The 15199-nt window shown below is 67.3% G+C and carries 13 protein-coding genes and 1 pseudogene; all 14 read right to left on the bottom strand.

Annotation, left to right across the window (positions count from 1 at the left end; genetic code table 11):
- Positions 1 to 10 precede the first annotated feature (10 nt).
- On the bottom strand, positions 11 to 766 hold the full coding sequence (gene trbJ / locus ACZK29_RS15760) for a P-type conjugative transfer protein TrbJ (RefSeq protein WP_059400476.1): 756 nt from the start codon (positions 764 to 766) through the stop codon (positions 11 to 13).
- On the bottom strand, positions 763 to 3222 hold the full coding sequence (gene trbE / locus ACZK29_RS15755) for a conjugal transfer protein TrbE (protein WP_104656781.1): 2460 nt from the start codon (positions 3220 to 3222) through the stop codon (positions 763 to 765). The genes trbJ and trbE overlap by 4 nt, the downstream gene beginning before the upstream one ends.
- Positions 3223 to 3236: 14 nt before the next feature.
- The gene (locus ACZK29_RS15750; protein WP_104656782.1) at positions 3237 to 3509 is read right to left on the bottom strand and encodes a VirB3 family type IV secretion system protein; all 273 of its coding nucleotides are present in this window, start codon (positions 3507 to 3509) and stop codon (positions 3237 to 3239) included.
- Positions 3506 to 3892, bottom strand: coding sequence for a TrbC/VirB2 family type IV secretion system protein (locus ACZK29_RS15745; protein WP_041104116.1), 387 nt, complete (start codon positions 3890 to 3892; stop codon positions 3506 to 3508). Before ACZK29_RS15745 ends, ACZK29_RS15750 begins: the two co-directional genes overlap by 4 nt.
- Complete coding sequence (trbB, locus tag ACZK29_RS15740) at positions 3889 to 4887, bottom strand: P-type conjugative transfer ATPase TrbB (protein ID WP_425602039.1); 999 nt, start codon at positions 4885 to 4887, stop codon at positions 3889 to 3891. Before trbB ends, ACZK29_RS15745 begins: the two co-directional genes overlap by 4 nt.
- Positions 4888 to 4934: 47 nt before the next feature.
- Positions 4935 to 5399 (bottom strand): ribbon-helix-helix protein, CopG family, encoded by a 465-nt coding sequence (locus tag ACZK29_RS15735; RefSeq protein ID WP_041104112.1) that lies wholly within the window; start codon positions 5397 to 5399, stop codon positions 4935 to 4937.
- The gene (locus ACZK29_RS15730) at positions 5396 to 7408 is read right to left on the bottom strand and encodes a conjugal transfer protein TraG (protein WP_104656783.1); all 2013 of its coding nucleotides are present in this window, start codon (positions 7406 to 7408) and stop codon (positions 5396 to 5398) included. The genes ACZK29_RS15735 and ACZK29_RS15730 overlap by 4 nt, the downstream gene beginning before the upstream one ends.
- Before the next feature lie 216 nt (positions 7409 to 7624).
- The gene (locus ACZK29_RS15725) at positions 7625 to 7852 is read right to left on the bottom strand and encodes an EexN family lipoprotein (RefSeq protein ID WP_104656784.1); all 228 of its coding nucleotides are present in this window, start codon (positions 7850 to 7852) and stop codon (positions 7625 to 7627) included.
- A gap of 25 nt (positions 7853 to 7877) precedes the next feature.
- Positions 7878 to 8792: a LysR family transcriptional regulator gene (locus ACZK29_RS15720; protein ID WP_104656785.1), complete on the bottom strand. Its 915-nt coding sequence runs from the start codon at positions 8790 to 8792 to the stop codon at positions 7878 to 7880.
- Between the two features lie 103 nt (positions 8793 to 8895).
- Positions 8896 to 8949 (bottom strand): annotated as a pseudogene (locus ACZK29_RS15715) (hypothetical protein); the annotation flags it as partial.
- Positions 8950 to 9089: 140 nt separating this feature from the next.
- Entirely contained in the window at positions 9090 to 10346 is a 1257-nt protein-coding gene (locus ACZK29_RS15710; protein ID WP_478446223.1) for a TolC family protein, read from the bottom strand.
- 26 nt (positions 10347 to 10372) lie between these two features.
- The gene (locus ACZK29_RS15705; protein WP_104656787.1) at positions 10373 to 10693 is read right to left on the bottom strand and encodes a DUF3240 family protein; all 321 of its coding nucleotides are present in this window, start codon (positions 10691 to 10693) and stop codon (positions 10373 to 10375) included.
- Entirely contained in the window at positions 10690 to 13803 is a 3114-nt protein-coding gene (locus tag ACZK29_RS15700) for an efflux RND transporter permease subunit (protein ID WP_104656788.1), read from the bottom strand. Before ACZK29_RS15700 ends, ACZK29_RS15705 begins: the two co-directional genes overlap by 4 nt.
- 11 nt (positions 13804 to 13814) lie before the next feature.
- A complete protein-coding gene (locus ACZK29_RS15695; protein ID WP_197622091.1) occupies positions 13815 to 15026 on the bottom strand; it encodes an efflux RND transporter periplasmic adaptor subunit in 1212 nt (403 codons plus the stop codon).
- Positions 15027 to 15199: the final 173 nt, after the last annotated feature.

Here is a 15199-nt window from a genome sequence, read left to right as displayed (position 1 = left end):
GCAGCCTCCGTCAGCGGTTGTAGAAATTGACGGGCTGCGGCGTGTACGGCGTGCCTTCGCCCAGGAAGCGGCGCGTCACCTCGCGCCCGCGTTCCGTGGCCGCGGCCTGCCGTGCCAGCTCCAGCGAGGCCGCGCGGTCTTGCGTGATCTGCAGGCGCTGCGTCTGGATCGACTGCTTGGCCTGCAAGGCCAGCAACTGGTTCATGGCCTGCATCGCTTGCAGCGCACCCTCGGCCGATTGGCTCTTGCCCACCAGGTCGGCCAGCACGCTTTCGTCGTCGCTCAGGTTCTGCGACGCCTGGGCCTGCATCTGCATCGTGGTTTGCAGGCCATTGAGCGTGTTCTTCCAACGCTCTTGCGCATCGAGGTACATCTGATTGCCGCTCACCGTGGCGGCGTACTTCTCGGGATACAGACGCGCGAACTCGCGGTCGATGCTCGTCACGTCGTAGGCCAAGCCCTTGGCCTGCGCGATCAGTCGCTGGGTGGTCGCCAGGTTCGCGCGCAACTGGCCGACCACGCTGGACGGCAGGCTGGCCAGATTGCGCGCCTGGTTGATGAGCATTTGCGCTTCGTTCTGGAGCTGGCGGATCTGGTTATTTATCTGCTCCAGTGTGCGAACCGCCGTGAGCGTGTTTTGCACCAGATTGGTCGGGTCGAGCACGATGTCGCCGACGCCGAACAGCGCGTGCGCAGGCTGTGCGATGCCGAAGGCGAGCACGCAGGCGGCGGTCAACGCGGCGAGCTTGGGGGTATGCAATTTCATGGTTGGTTCTCCTGGGGGTGGTCAGCGGTACGGAGGGAACCCGGCGCGAGGCCGGGGAACGAGGGCAGCAGGTCAGCCGCCCAATCGAGGCCGCGATGGCGCAGCCAAGCGCCCGCGAAGCCGGGCACGCCGGCGTCCAGCAGCACGCGGTCTATGTCGCGCTGGTCTTGCGGCGTGGAAGCGCCCGCGAAGGCCAGCGTCGTCGGCCCCAGGTCGAGGTCGAACACGCGGTTGCCGAGGCGGGATTGGTAGTAGTAGTCGCGCTTGGGTTGCGCGGTGGCGACGATCTCGATCTGTCGGCTGTTGAGGCCGAAGCCCTCGTAGATCGTGCGAATCTGCGGTTCGGTCGCTTGTGGGTTCGGCAAGAAAATCCGACTCGCGCAGCTTTCGATGATGGCCGGAGCGATGGCCGAGTCCTTCACGTCCGCGAGCGACTGCGTGGCGAAGATGACGCTGACGTTCTTCTTGCGCAGCGTCTTGAGCCACTGGCGGATGCGCGCCGCAAACACCGGGTCATCGAGGAACAACCACGCTTCATCGAGGATCAGCAGCGTGGGCGCACCATCCAACCGCTCCTCGAAGCGCGCGAACAGATAGCGCAGCACCGCGAGCACAGCGGCCTTGCTGTGCATCAGCTCCTCCATCTCGAACGCCTGCACGTCGGCCGTGCCGAGGCGGTCGTGGTCGGCATCCAGCAGCCTGCCGTGCGCACCGCCCAGGACATAGGGCGCGAGTGCCTGGCGCAAGGTGTTCGATTGCAGCAAGGCCGTCAGGCCCGTGAGCGTGCGCTGCTCCACCGGCGCGCTGGCCAGGCTCCCCAGCGCAGACCAGATGGCCGCCTTCTCGTCCGGGCCGACGGCCGCGCCTTCGTGCAGTAGGCGGCCTTCGACCCATTCGCTGGCCCAGGTGCGGTAGCCCTCGCGGTCGATGCGGGCCAGCGGCTGGAAGGCGATCTCGTCATCCGCGCCCAGGTCGTAGTGCTCGCCGCCCATGCCCAGGATGGCCGCACGGATCGAGCGCCCCATATCGAAGGCGAAGATGCGCGAGCCGCGATAGCGGCGGAACTGCATCGCCATCGTCGCCAGCAGCACCGACTTGCCCATGCCGATGGGGCCAACCACCAGCGTGTTGCCCACGTCGCCGATGTGCGTCACCAGCCGGAACGGCGTGGCGCCGTCTGTGCGCGTGACGATCAGCGGCGGCCCATCGAGATGCGCATTGCGCTCCTGGCCGGCCCATACCGCCGACACCGGCATCATGTGCGCCAGGTTCAGCGTCGAGACGATGGGCTGGCGGACATTGGCGTATGCGTTGCCCGGAATGGACGAAAGCCACGCATCCACGGCGTTGAGCGCTTCGGGGATGGTGACGAAGCCCCGGCCCTGGATGACGCGCTCCACCATGCGCAGCTTCTCGTCGGCCACGGCGGCGTCCGCGTCCATGACGGTGACGGTCGCCGTCAGGTAGCCGAAGGCGACTTGATCGCTGCCCAGCTCCTGCAAGGCAGCATCGGCGTCGGCGGCCTTGTTGTTGGCGTCCGTATCGACCAGCGGGCTTTCCTGCTGGAAGATCGTTTCGCGCAACAGCGCGATGACGTTCTTGCGCTTGGCGAACCATTGGCGGCGCAGGCGCCCCAACTCCCGTTCCGCCTCGGATTTGTCGAGGCACAAGAATCGGGTTGACCAGCGATACGCAAATCCCAGGCGGTTGAGGTCGTCCAGAATCCCCGGCCAGGTCGAGGTCGGGAAGCCCCGTACCGACACCACGCGCAGGTGCTGGTCGCCCAGCATGGGCGCCAGGCCGCCGACCAATGCGGAATCGGTCAGCAGCGCGTCGATGTGGAACGGCACTTCGGGAACGCCGACGCGGTAGCGGCGCGTCGAGACGGTCGAATGCAGGTAGGTCAACGTCTGGCTGTCATCAAGCCATGCGATTTCCGGCATCACGCCATCGAGCAGATCGAAGATGCGATCCGTTTCAGCGACGAAGGCGTGCAGCCGTTCGCGCCAATCCACGCCTTCGGTCGGACGGTTTTCATACAGCAGGCCCGCGGCGCGGGCACGGGATTCCTCGGACGGCAGGTAGGCCAGCGTCAGGTGATAGCCGCTCTCGAAGTGGTTGCCCGAATCCTCGAAAGCGGCGCGGCGTTCTTCATCGACCAGCCAGGACAGCGGTTCGGGGAAATCGGAGTGCGGGTAGTCGGCGGCAGACCGGCGCTCGGCTTCGATGAACAGCGCCCAGCCCGAACCCAGGCGGCGCAGCGCGTTGTTCAAGCGCGCCGATGTGGCGATCAGCTCGCCCTGCGTCGCGCTATCGAGGTCGGGGCCACGAAAGCGCGCCGTGCGCTGGAAGCTGCCGTCCTTGTTCAAGACGACACCCGGCGCCGCCAGTCCGGCCCAGGGCAGCCAGTCGGCAAGCAAGGCCGGGCGCTGGCGGTATTCGGCGAGGTTCAGCATCGCGGCGTCCTCCTCTACACGTCCAGCAGCGGGCGGTGTTTGATGTGCCGCGCGAACACGGCCATGAACTGCGGATCGACGCGCGCGCCCCACATCGCCAGCGAATGGCCGACGATCCAGAGCACGACACCGGGAATCCACAGTTGCAGGCCCAGCCCGACAGCGGCGGCCAACGTACCGTTGGCGATCGCCACGGTGCGCGGTGCGCCGCCCAGCAGGATCGGCTCGGTGAGCGAGCGATGCAGCGGCACCTCGAACCCGGCCGCGCAGGTGTCCGGGGCACTCATACGACGGCCCCGCCCGAGAAGCTGAAGAACGACAGGAAGAAGCTCGAAGCCGCGAACGCGATGGACAGGCCAAACACGATCTGGATCAGCTTGCGGAATCCGCCAGACGTATCGCCGAAGGCCAGCGCCAGGCCCGTGGCGATGATGATGATGACCGCGACGATGCGCGCCACTGGCCCCTGGATGGATTCGAGGATGGATTGCAGCGGGCCTTCCCAGGGCATCGAAGAACCGGCGGCCTGGGCCGTGCCCGCAAGCAGCAGCATCAGCGCCGCGAGCATCAAGCCCTGCATGGCCGGGCGAGCCAGGCCATCCAGCCGCGCGGGACTGGAGCGGCGGGAAAGCGGATTTACAGAAATACGGAAAGCATCAACGTGCGTCATGGCAGTTCTCCAGAAAGGTCGAGGGATGGGGAAGTCGCCGCAGCGGGTGCGGCATCGGGAAGTGGCGGCAGCTCGGGAAACGGTGTTTCCATCGCATCCGCCAGTCGGTAACCCACGCCGTCGAAACCGACGACGCGGGCGATGCTCTCGATGCGGCGCTTGCGTCCGCGCCCGGCGATGTGGATGACCACGTTGACCGCTTCCGCGATCAGCGCACGGGGCGGGTTCACCGCCACTTCGAGAATCAGTTGCTCAAGGCGCAGCAGCGCGCCCAGCGCGGAGCCGGCGTGGATCGTGGCGATGCCGCCCGGATGGCCGGTGCCCCACACCTTGATGAGATCCAGCGCCTCGGCGCCGCGCACTTCGCCAACGACGACGCGATCCGGGCGCAGGCGCATGGACGAGCGCACCAGCTCGGTCATCGACACCACGCCCGCCCGCGTGCGCAGCGGAACGTGGTCGCGGGCCGCGCATTGCAGCTCCACCGTGTCTTCGAGCACCAGCACGCGGTCGCCCGTCGCGGCGATTTCGGCCAGCAGCGCATTGGCGAGCGTGGTCTTGCCGCTGCTGGTAGCCCCGGCGATCAACACGTTCTGCCGCTCGCGCACGGCGCGAACGAGAAAGCCCGCCTGCGCGCTGGTCATCATCCCGTCGATGACGTACCGCTCCAGCGGGATCACTCCGATGGCGCGCTTGCGCAGCGCGAAGGCCGGCCCCGGCGCTGCCGGCGGCAAGATGCCCTCGAAGCGCTCGCCGGTTTCGGGCAGCTCGGCGGACAGCAACGGCTGGCCGCGATGGACTTCTGCGCCAACGTGGGCGGCGACAAGGCGAATGATCCGTTCGCCGTCCGCTTCGGACAGTTCAACGCCCATCGGCGCGCGGCCCGATGAAAGCCGATCCACCCAAAGGGTGCGATCAGGATTGAGCATGACTTCCACCACGTCCGGGTCTTCGAGCGCGGCGGCGATCAGCGGCCCCATCGCCGTGCGGAGCATCTGGATGCGGCGGTCGAGCGAGGTGGCGAAGGACGAGGGAACGGCGCTCATGAGGCACGCTCCTGCGCTTCGGCAACTGCCGCCGCGTCATCCATCCGCATCGGGTCGGGGTGCAGTTCCTCCACCACGTCACGCACCAGGCTGCGCCCGCGCAGCAGGTGGCGGCCCAACTGCTCCACGAACTGCTCGAAGCGCGCCTTGCCCTGGGCACGCGCCGCGTCTTGGTGCGCCTCGGGAACTGGAGTGCTGACCGTGAGGAAGTAGCGGATGAACAGCGCCAGCGTTTCGATCTGGATGTTCTGGTCGCGCTCCAGCCGCTCAGCATGGCGCGACAGGCGATCAAGCCGCTTGGCAATCGCTGCCTCGCGCTGGTCGGCAGCATCGGGCGACAGCCACGATGCGAGCGCCGCTGCGACGATGCTGGATTTCGATACGCCTTTCTTGGCGGCCAGCTCGTCCAGACGCTTGGCGTGCTCCGGCTGGATGAACAGGTTGAGGCGGTAGTGGCTCATAACTCGATTCCGTCGTTGGGGTCGAGGGAAGCCAGCCGGGCCATGCGCTGCATGGCCGGATCAAGCTGGCGAGGAAGGGGAAGCGGCAGGTCGTCGTCGTCATCGAGCAACCCGAGGTCGGCTGCGGACGCGGCCAGTTCGGGGTCGTAGGCGACGGTTTCGGAGAGTTCGGGCTGACGGCGCGGGCCGCCGCCGTCGTCGGCCGAACTCAAGTGCTCCAGGCCATCAGCCGGTGCAGTGGCCGGTGCGGCGGGCACGGCGGGAATCGCCAGCCCGCTCCAGTCGTCGGCCCGCGATGGCGGCACGTCGGCATAGCGCTCGGCCGCAAGCACGGGCGGCGGCAGCACACGCCGCTTGAAATTGCTGTCCGCGTAGTAGCGCAGCTTTTTGGCCTTGATCGGCGCCACGCTGGACACCATCACCACGGCTTCGTCAGGCGGAAGCTGCATCACTTCGCCCGGCGTCAGCAGCGGGCGCGCGGTTTCCTGGCGCGACACCATCAGATGCCCCAGCCACGGCGCGAGCCGGTGGCCCGCGTAGTTGCGCTGGGCGCGCAGTTCGGTTGCGGTGCCCAGCGTTTCGGAGATCCGCTTGGCCGTGCGTTCGTCGTTGGTGGCGAACGTCACGCGGACATGGCAGTTGTCCAGAATCGAATGGTTCTGCCCATACGCCTTGTCGATCTGATTGAGCGACTGCGCGATGAGAAAGCTGCGAATGCCATAGCCCGCCATGAAGGCCAGTGCCGTCTCGAAGAAGTCGAGCCGCCCGAGCGCCGGGAACTCGTCGAGCATCAGCAGCAGCTTGTGGCGGCGTGCGATGCCGTCAGAGCCGTCGAGCGATTCGGTGAGTCGCCGGCCGATCTGGTTGAGGATCAGGCGAATGAGCGGCTTCGTCCGCGAAATATCTGAAGGCGGTACCACGAGGTACAGCGACACCGGATGCTCGGCCGCGATCAAGTCGGCAATGCGCCAGTCGCAACGCGACGTGACTTCGGCCACCGTAGGGTCGCGGTAGAGGCCCAGGAACGACATGGCGGTGGACAGCACGCCCGACCGCTCGTTGTCGCTCTTGTTGAGGACTTCGCGAGCGGCGGATGCCACCACGGGATGCGGGCCATCGCCGAGATGCGGCGTGGTCATCATCCGGTGCAGCGTCAGCTCGAATGGGCAAGCCGGATCGGAAAGGAAGTTAGCGACGCCGCGTAGCGTCTTGTCCTCGCCGGCATAAAGCACATGCAAGATGGCGCCGACCAGCAGCGCGTGCGAAGTCTTCTCCCAGTGATTGCGGCGCTCCAGCGCACCCTCGGGATCGACCAGGATGTCCGCGATGTTCTGCACGTCGCGTACTTCATGCGCGCCGCGCCGCACCTCCAGCAGCGGGTTGTAGGCCGCCGACTTCGCATCGGTGGGGTTGAACAGCAGGCAATGCGAGAAGCGCGATCGCCAGCCCGCGGTGATGCTCCAGTTCTCGCCCTTGATGTCGTGGATGACGGCTGACGCAGGCCAGCTCAACAAGGTCGGCACCACCAGACCGACACCTTTGCCCGAGCGGGTGGGCGCGAAGGTCAGGACGTGTTCCGGGCCTTCATGCCGAAGGTACTGGCGTTCGTGTTGGCCGAGGAACACACCGGCAGGTTGCGTGAGCCCTGCCTTGCGAATGTCGTCCGCGTTCGCCCAGCGCGCCGAGCCGTAGGTCGTGACCAGGCGCGATTGCCGCGAGCGCCAGATCGACATGCCGATGGCCACCAGCACGGCCACCAGGCCGCTACCGCCCGCGATGGCGCCGCCGATGTCAAAGACGCGCGGCGCGTAGGCGTCGAAGAAGAACCACCACTCGAACAGCCGCCAGGGGTGATAGACCGGCGTGCCGAAGAAGTCGAACCAGGGCGAGCCAAGGCGTAGCTGGTAGCCCAGGGCGGCGGCTGTCCATTGTGTGGCTGTCCACACGCCGGCGATCACGATGCCGAATACGACGGCAATCTGACCGAACAGCACGTTCGTCCCTTGCATAACCTCGCCTCCAATCACGGCACACGGAGGTGCCGCAGCACTGAGGATCAAGGCGTGCGTACAGGCCGGTCAAAGGCCGTTATGGCGGTGATTTAGGCCGAAAAAGCCTGATTTCTTGCAGGAGCGAAGACAATAAAAACGCCGCAGACGCGAGCGCGTTGCGGCGTGATGGGGTAACAGTGCGAATTTCGTCGCAGCGAGACGACTGCGATGAAGTTATTTGGACTTCTGTTCAGGTCGATCACCGAAGAAACGCCGATTGGCGGCTTCGGCGGCACGGCGGCAAAGTTCATCGCCAACCTTTGTGCGATCTTCCTTGCATTGCCGTTGAATCTCCTTGATGCGCTCGGGATGAGCCACGAGGAAATCCACGGTTTCCGAAGGTTGAGACGGGCCACATGCGGTCAGTGCGGCGGCGAGTATCAGCAGCATCATTCTGTTCATGATTCCAGTCCTTTCATCGGATGGCTTAGGCGTCGTCGGCAGTGTCGATGCCGTCTGCCGAATCAATGAAGGCCACACGTTCGATGAACCGAGCCAACATCTCGGATGGCTCTGCATCGCGGCGTAGCAGATAGGTCGTGAGCATGGGGGGCTTGCCAGCCAGGCGGCGGGCCACGACACCTGGCTCGCGACTGGAAGCGATATGCGCCTCGCCCGCCAGACCCAAGGCCAAGCCAGCAGAAACCAAAGTCATCATCACGTCGAAGGTTGCCACGCGCTGCGCGATCAGCGGCTCCTGATCGAGCTTGCGCAGGAAACGATCGACCTGCCGCGCGTGGCCTTCGCAGACTGCCGGATCGCCCAACGCCAGCGGGTAGCGCAACACTTCTTTCAACGGAACTTGTTTGAAGGCGAGCACGGGATGGCGGGCCGGCACCGCCACCATCAACTCGTCATCCCACGCGGGACTGACCACGATGCCATCGCCTGCATCTTCAGCCATCGAGAAGCCAGCGTCATACAGGTCGCTATGAAGTCCCTTAATTTGTTGATCCAGCGACACCTCGAACAGCCGGATTTCCACCTCTGGATTCTCCTCACGACTGCGCGCCAACAGCGCTGGCAAGCGCGACGGCGTGATGCCATCTGACAAGGCAATGCGCAATTGACCATGAAACCCGTTGGCTGCGGCCTTGACGCTATCGCGGGCTTGATCCAGCGTTGCGAAGACACGCGAGACGTGCTCCAGGAACAGTCGTCCCGCGCGGGTCAGTTGCGTGCTGCGCGTGGTGCGAACGAACAGACGCGCGCCGAGTTCCTCCTCCAGTTCCTTGATGGTGCGGGACAGCGGCGACTGGTCGATATGCAACCGCTCGGCAGCACGGGCGAAGTGGAGTTCTTCGGCCACGGCCTGAAAACAGCGTAAATGACGAAGCTCCATCAGCTATCTCCTTGGGCGATGGCACCTCCCGCCGACTCGACCGATATAGCGGTCTTCGCTCGCAACACGCAGGTTGCTCCACATGAAGTCTCTCGGCTGCACGCGCGAAATGAAGCTCTTCGGCCACGGCAAGAAAGCTGCGCAGTCTTAGCTCCATTCCTTCCTCCTTGGCTCACCATCAATGTGGTTTAAGCATGATGTGTGCTGCAGACGGTGCTCTCATCTCACCTGAATGATCTCTGCTGGCCCCGGAATTTCGGGATGCGACTTTCGGTGATTGAGCCGACGCGCCCTCCGTCATGGCGAAACCGCGTGAGCACTGTTTTCACCATGGCCTTCACCCTCCGAGTGCCACATCGCATGCGCATCGATGCGCACCAGCATCGCCGCTTGCAGCGCATCCACCCGCGCCTGTGTTTCCGCCAGGCGGGCCTGCCGTAGGCTGCGCAGGGACAGCAGGTATTCGCCGAGCGGGGCCTCGCCCAGTTCCCAGGCCCGGCGCGTGCGGGTGTTGGCGGCGACCTGTGCAGCCAGCGCCTGCTGGTGCGATTGCCATTGCGCGCGCTTGCTTTGCGCGGCTTGGACGGCCAGCCACGCGCCTTGCTCGATGGCGCGCCGCACATCGGCTGCCTCGGCTTCGGCGGCTGCGGCGTTGGCGCTCTCCGTGGCGGCTCGGGCGCTGCGGTAGTCCGTGCCGAAGGGAATGGAGAGCACCACGCCCACGACGCGCTCGGTGCCGCCGCGATCAGACAGGACGCGCACGCCCACGGTCGGGTCGGGCGTGCGCTCGGCGCGCGTGCGTTCGGCCACCTTGAACAGGCGCGTGGTTTCGCCGTTGGCAATCGCGATCTCGGCGCTTTCCCGGACGATGCGCGCCTGCCAGGCCTGCGGGCCGTCAGGCAGCTCCTGCGGCTCGGGCAGCGCTGGCAAGGCGGGGGGCACGGTGATCTCGGGGAACCCCAGGGCCAGGGTTTGTCGCGCCGCCAGTGCGGCGTCGCGCGCCATCAGGGCCTGCGCGGCCTGGGTGGCGCGCTCGGCGTCCAGCACGTCCATCTCGCGCCGTGCCGCATCACCGAGGGTCACGCGGCGGGCCAGGGCGTCGCGTTCGCGGGAAAGCAGTTGATCCTGCGCCGCCGTCTCTTCGGCCACGGCGCTGCTGCGCAACCAGCCCATCCAGGCATCGAGCAGGCGGCGGGCGACTTGGTGTTCGGCATCTTCCAGGCGCAGCTCAGCCACGCTGCGGGTGCTGCTGCCGATTTCTCGATCCAGCCGGGCCTTTCCCGGTAGGCGGATCGTGCGGCTGATGCCCAATTCCCATTCGTTGTAGCGGCGCTGCTCGGTGGTCACGTTGCGGCGCTGGAGACCCGAATTGGCCTGGAATTCGTGGCTGCCCACCTCCAGGGCGCGCTGGGTAGCCGCTGCGGCCTGCAAGCGCTCGGCCGCCGCGCGCACGGTGGGTTGCGCCTGCAGGGTGGCGTGAACTTGATCGGGCGGGGGGAGCCATTGGGGCGCTGGTTCCTGCGCCAGCGCCCACCAGGGGATGCAGGCCAGCACCGCTGCCGCGCAAGGGGAGAGAAACTTCATACCAGCCGCCCCATTGCCATGACAGGCTCCATCCACCAGCGCACGTCGCTGGATGCAATCCGCTGGCGCAGCGCGGCCAGCAGGCCATCCACGCGCTCGCGCTCGATCACGACCCACAGCACGCGCCGGTCAACGCGGCCACGCACCTGCTCGCGGATGGAGGCGTGTGCGAAGTCGCTGCTGTGCCCCTCGGCGTGCAGCAGCGTGAAGCCGGGCAGCGTCGGATCAGCCATCAGGGCGTCCGTCACGGCGTCTTCCAGCGCAGGGGGGAACACCAGGTTCAGGCGCACCCATTCGGTGCTGTGCGGCGCACTCATGCGGCGGCTCCTTTTGTTGTCAATTGCCCAAAGCGCCGGTACAGCACCGGCAGCAGCACCAACGTGAGCGCGGTGGAGCTGACCAGCCCGCCGATCACCACGATGGCCAGCGGGCGCTGGATCTCCGAGCCCGGCCCGGTGGACAGCAACAGGGGCACCAGGCCGAAGGCGGTGATGGAAGCGGTCATCAGCACCGGGCGCAGGCGGCGCAGCGAGCCTTCTCGCACCACCTGCTCCATGGGCAGGCCCAGCGCGTGCAGATGGTTGAAGTGCGTGACCAGCACCAGCCCGTTGAGCACGGCGATGCCCAGCAGGGCGATGAAGCCCACCGATGCGGGCACCGACAGGTACTGCCCCGACACCCACAGCGCGGCCATGCCGCCGACCAGGGCGAAGGGCACGTTGCCCAGGATCAGCACCGCCTGACGCACGGAGCCGAAGGTCATGAACAACACGAAGAAGATCATCGCCAGCGACACCGGCACCACCAGCCCCAGGCGGGCAGCCGCGCGCTGCTGGTTCTCGAACTGGCCGCCCCATTCCAGCCGGTAGCCTGCGGGCAGGGGGACGTCGCGCGCCACGGCGGCGCGGGCTTCCTCCACAAAGCCCACCAGATCGCGCCCGCTCACCATGGACTGGATCAACGCGAAGCGCGAGCCGCTCTCGCGCCGCACCAGCACCGGGCCTTGGGTGGTGGTGATGGCGGCCAGTGATGTAAGGGGAATGTCGCCAGCGTCGCCGGAGCCGGCTGAGCCGCTGCGGGCCAGCCGCAAGTCCTTGAAGCGCTCGGCCGAGCCGCGCAGTTGCGCATCGCCGCGCACGACGATGGGCGTGCGCCGGTTGGCTTCGATGACCATGCCCGCTGGCACGCCTTCGAGCTGCGCGCGCAACTCGTCCTGCACGGCCGTTACCGCCAGGCCTGCACGGCCCGCAGCTTGTGCATCCACCTTCACCTGCAGGTACTCGACGTGGTCGCTGGCCTGCGTCAGCACGTCGCGCGCGCCGGGCACTTTCTCGACGCTGGCCGCAACGCGCACGGCCAGTTCGCCCAGGGTGTTCAGGTCGGGGCCGAAGAGCTTGATGGCCACGTCGCCACGGCTGCCGGTGAGCATTTCGGAGACGCGCATCTCGATGGGCTGGGTGAAGCCGAAGTCCAGGCCGGGGAAGGCCGCCATCACCTTGCGGATTTCTTCGCCCAGCGCTTCCTTGTCCATGCGCCATGTCTTGCGGTCGCCGAGTTGCATGAACATATCGGTTTCGTTCAGGCCCATGGGATCAAGCCCCAGTTCGTCCGAGCCGACGCGGGCGATGCTGTGCTGCACTTCGGGCACTTTGGCCAGGATGGCTTTCTGCACGGCCAGGTCGATGTCGCGCGAGCGGTTCAGCCCGATGGAGGGCGGCTTCTGCAACTGCAGCAGGATGTCGCCCTCGTCCATCGTCGGCATGAAGGCCTTGCCGGTGCCCAGGTAGGCCACCACGCCCAGCACCAGGGCCGCCAGCGCCACGGCTGTGGCCCGCAGCGGGTGGGCCAGCGCGGCATCCAGCACCGGGCGGTACAGGCGCAGCGCGCCGCGCATCACCCAGGGCTCGCGGTGCGCATGCGCCTTGAGCAGTAGCGACGACAGCACCGGCACCAGCGTGAGCGACAGCAGCAGTGAGACGCCCAGCGCGAACACGATGGTCAGCGCCACGGGCGCGAACAGCTTGCCTTCCAGCCCCTGCAAGGTCAGCAGCGGCACGAAGGTCAGGCAGATGATGAGGATGCCCGAGGCCACGGGCAGGGCCACCTCGCGCGCGGCGGCGAACACGCGGTGCAGGCGCGGCAGTTGCGCGCCGCCTTCCCCATGAGCGTGCGGATCGAGGCGGCTGACGGCGTTTTCCACCACCACCACGGCGGCATCGACCAGCATGCCGATGGCGATGGCCAGCCCGCCCAGGCTCATCAGGTTGGCGCTCATGCCCGCGATGCGCATCAGCAGGAAGGTGCCCAGTGCGGCCAGCGGCACCATCAGCGCGACCACCAGCGCCGCGCGCATCTCGCCCAGGAAAAGCAGCAGCAGCACGACGACCAGCACCGTCGCTTCGATCAGCGCGCTTTCCACCGTGCCCACCGCGCGCTGGATGAGCGTGCTGCGGTCGTAGAAGGGCACCACCTTCACGCCCGGCGGCAGGCTGGGCGCGAGTTCATCCAGGCGCGCGCGGATTGCCTTCACCAGCGTCGAGGCATCAGCGCCGCGCAGCGCCACGACGATGCCCTCTACCGCCTCGCCCTGGCCGTCACGGCTGACGGCGCCGTAGCGGGTCAGCCCCTCCATGCGCACGGCGGCCACATCGCCCACGCGCACGGCAGGCGCGCTGGCCGTGGCGGCGCGCAGCACGACGCGCGACAGATCCTCCGCGCTGCGGATCGCGCCTTCCGAGCGCACGATCAGCGCGTTCTCTCCCGCGTCCAGGCGGCCTGCGCCGTCGTTGCGGTTGTTGCGGCTGACGGCCGTCACCACGTCGGCGAAGCTCATCCCGGCGGCGGACAGGCGTGCGCGGTCTGGCACCACAGCAAAGCTGGCGGCCTGGCCGCCCAGCACGTTGATGTCGGCCACGCCGGGCAGCGTGCGCAAGGCGGGGCGCAGCGTCCAGTCCAACAGGGTGCGCCGCTCGCTCAAGGACAGCGGGCCGCCCTCGATGGTGAACATGAACACGTCCGACAGCGGCGTGGAGATCGGCGCCAGCCCGCCACTCACGCCCTCGGGCAGGCTGCCCGCGACGGCAGCGTAGCGCTCGGCCACCTGCTGGCGCGCCCAGTAGATGTCGCTGCCCTCGGCAAAGTCCAGCGTGATGTCGGCGATGGCGTACTTGGCCGTGGAGCGCAGCATCACGCCGCGCGGCACGCCCAGCAGCTCCATCTCCAGCGGTGCGATGACACGCGATTCGACCTCTTCGGGCGTCATGCCCGGCACTTTCAGGATCAGCTTGACCTGCGTGGGCGAGATGTCCGGGTAGGCGTCGATCGGCAGTTGCAGGAACGAGGCCACGCCCGCGCCCGCGAGGGCAAGCACGGCCAGCAGCACCAGCAGCCGCTGGCGCAAGGAAAACTCGATGAGACGAGAGAGCATGCCCGGCCCCCTCACTGCAGCGGCAGCATGGACTTGAGCAGCGCCGTGCCGTGCGTGACGACCTGCTCACCGCTCATCAGCAAGGCAGGGCCGCCCTTGGAATCGGGCACCACTACGCTGACGGCTTCGTCCCCGCCCAGCAACTGCACGGCTACGGCGCGGACGCGGATCGCCCCCTTCTCTCCGCCCGCCGCATAGCTCGCCACATACAGAACATGCCTCTGCCCGGCGGGCAGCAAGGCCGACGGCGGCACGGCCAATGCGCCCGCAGGCGCGGGCAGCAGCAGGCTCACGCTGAATTGCTGACCCACAGCGAGCGCCGTCTGCCCTTCGATGCCGGCGCGCACGCGCAGGCTCTGGCTGGCGGGGTCGGCATCCGCGCCCACCGCCACCACCTTGGCCACCTTGCCATCGGGCAGGCCCACGGGCAGGCCGGGCTTGATGTCGCTGCGCAGGCGCAGCGGCGCGGTGAAGTTCACGTCCATGCGGCCCGCCTCGGCCACCACGAAGGCGGCTTCAAGCGCAGCCACCGACTGCCCCGGCATCAGGTGCCGCCGCACGACCTGGCCCGCCATCGGCGCCAGCAGCTCGTATTCGCCCGCCTGCCCGCCCGTCACAGGACGCAATTGCGCCAGCGCGCCCGTGGCCTGGTGCAGCGTGCTTTGCGTGGCCTGCGCGCGCGCCTGCGACTGCTCGTTGCGAGCGGCGGGGATGATGCCCTCGGTCAGCAAGGCCGCATCGCGCTTGGCTTGCAGCGCCGCCGCCGTGGCCTCGCTGCGCGCGCGGGCCAGTTCGCCCTGCGCGGCCAGCACGTCACGGCTCTGGATGCGCGCCAGGGGCTGGCCTTGCCGGACAAGAGCCCCTTCATCGACCAGGATGCGCGTGACCACGCCCGCGTAGGGCGCGCTGACCTGCGCGCTGGCGGCCAGCGGCGCTGCGGCTTGCGCGGGCAGGCCAGGCACCGGCAATTGCGTGGCGGTGTCCGCCGCCGCCGTTGCCACCCCGAGCGCGCGCTGTTGCGCCACGCCCAATGTGATGTGTCCGTCAGCGGCGGGGGCCGTGGCGGGCGTTTCCGCCGCTGACTCCTTTGCGGGGCGTGAAAGCATCCACCAGCCCGCACCCGCAGCAACTGCCAAGACCATGGCGGCGGCAACACCAGGGATGGCGAAGCGCTGATGTTTTTTCTGCGGCGCGCCTTCGGGCGGCGCTGTATTGGGGGACATACCAAGCATGCGGTTCGATCTGCTGCGGTGATAAACCGCCACATGCTTGCAGCCCAAGCTTTGGGCAAGCTTTGATTGAAATTTATTTATTCGCTCAAAGCTTGCCCAAAGCTTGAGCTGCCAGAGTGACGCGAGAACACGTGCAATACGCACACAAGGTGCGGCGTCCTCAG

This window comes from Stenotrophomonas sp. 89682_Sma (assembly GCF_056481405.1).
This window is presented reverse-complemented; position numbering and strand designations above follow the sequence as displayed.

Coding starts and splice junctions, on each gene's coding strand:
- ACZK29_RS15705 (WP_104656787.1), bottom strand. CDS start 10,693: ATGAGTGCGCCGCACAGCACCGAATGGGTGCGCCTGAACCTGGTGTTC.
- ACZK29_RS15730 (WP_104656783.1), bottom strand. CDS start 7,408: ATGCAAGGGACGAACGTGCTGTTCGGTCAGATTGCCGTCGTATTCGGC.
- ACZK29_RS15695 (WP_197622091.1), bottom strand. CDS start 15,026: ATGTCCCCCAATACAGCGCCGCCCGAAGGCGCGCCGCAGAAAAAACAT.
- trbB (WP_425602039.1), bottom strand. CDS start 4,887: ATGCTCCGCACGGCGATGGGGCCGCTGATCGCCGCCGCGCTCGAAGAC.
- ACZK29_RS15725 (WP_104656784.1), bottom strand. CDS start 7,852: ATGAACAGAATGATGCTGCTGATACTCGCCGCCGCACTGACCGCATGT.
- ACZK29_RS15700 (WP_104656788.1), bottom strand. CDS start 13,803: ATGCTCTCTCGTCTCATCGAGTTTTCCTTGCGCCAGCGGCTGCTGGTG.
- trbJ (WP_059400476.1), bottom strand. CDS start 766: ATGAAATTGCATACCCCCAAGCTCGCCGCGTTGACCGCCGCCTGCGTG.
- ACZK29_RS15745 (WP_041104116.1), bottom strand. CDS start 3,892: ATGACGCACGTTGATGCTTTCCGTATTTCTGTAAATCCGCTTTCCCGC.
- ACZK29_RS15735 (WP_041104112.1), bottom strand. CDS start 5,399: ATGAGCCACTACCGCCTCAACCTGTTCATCCAGCCGGAGCACGCCAAG.
- ACZK29_RS15720 (WP_104656785.1), bottom strand. CDS start 8,792: ATGGAGCTTCGTCATTTACGCTGTTTTCAGGCCGTGGCCGAAGAACTC.
- trbE (WP_104656781.1), bottom strand. CDS start 3,222: ATGCTGAACCTCGCCGAATACCGCCAGCGCCCGGCCTTGCTTGCCGAC.
- ACZK29_RS15750 (WP_104656782.1), bottom strand. CDS start 3,509: ATGAGTGCCCCGGACACCTGCGCGGCCGGGTTCGAGGTGCCGCTGCAT.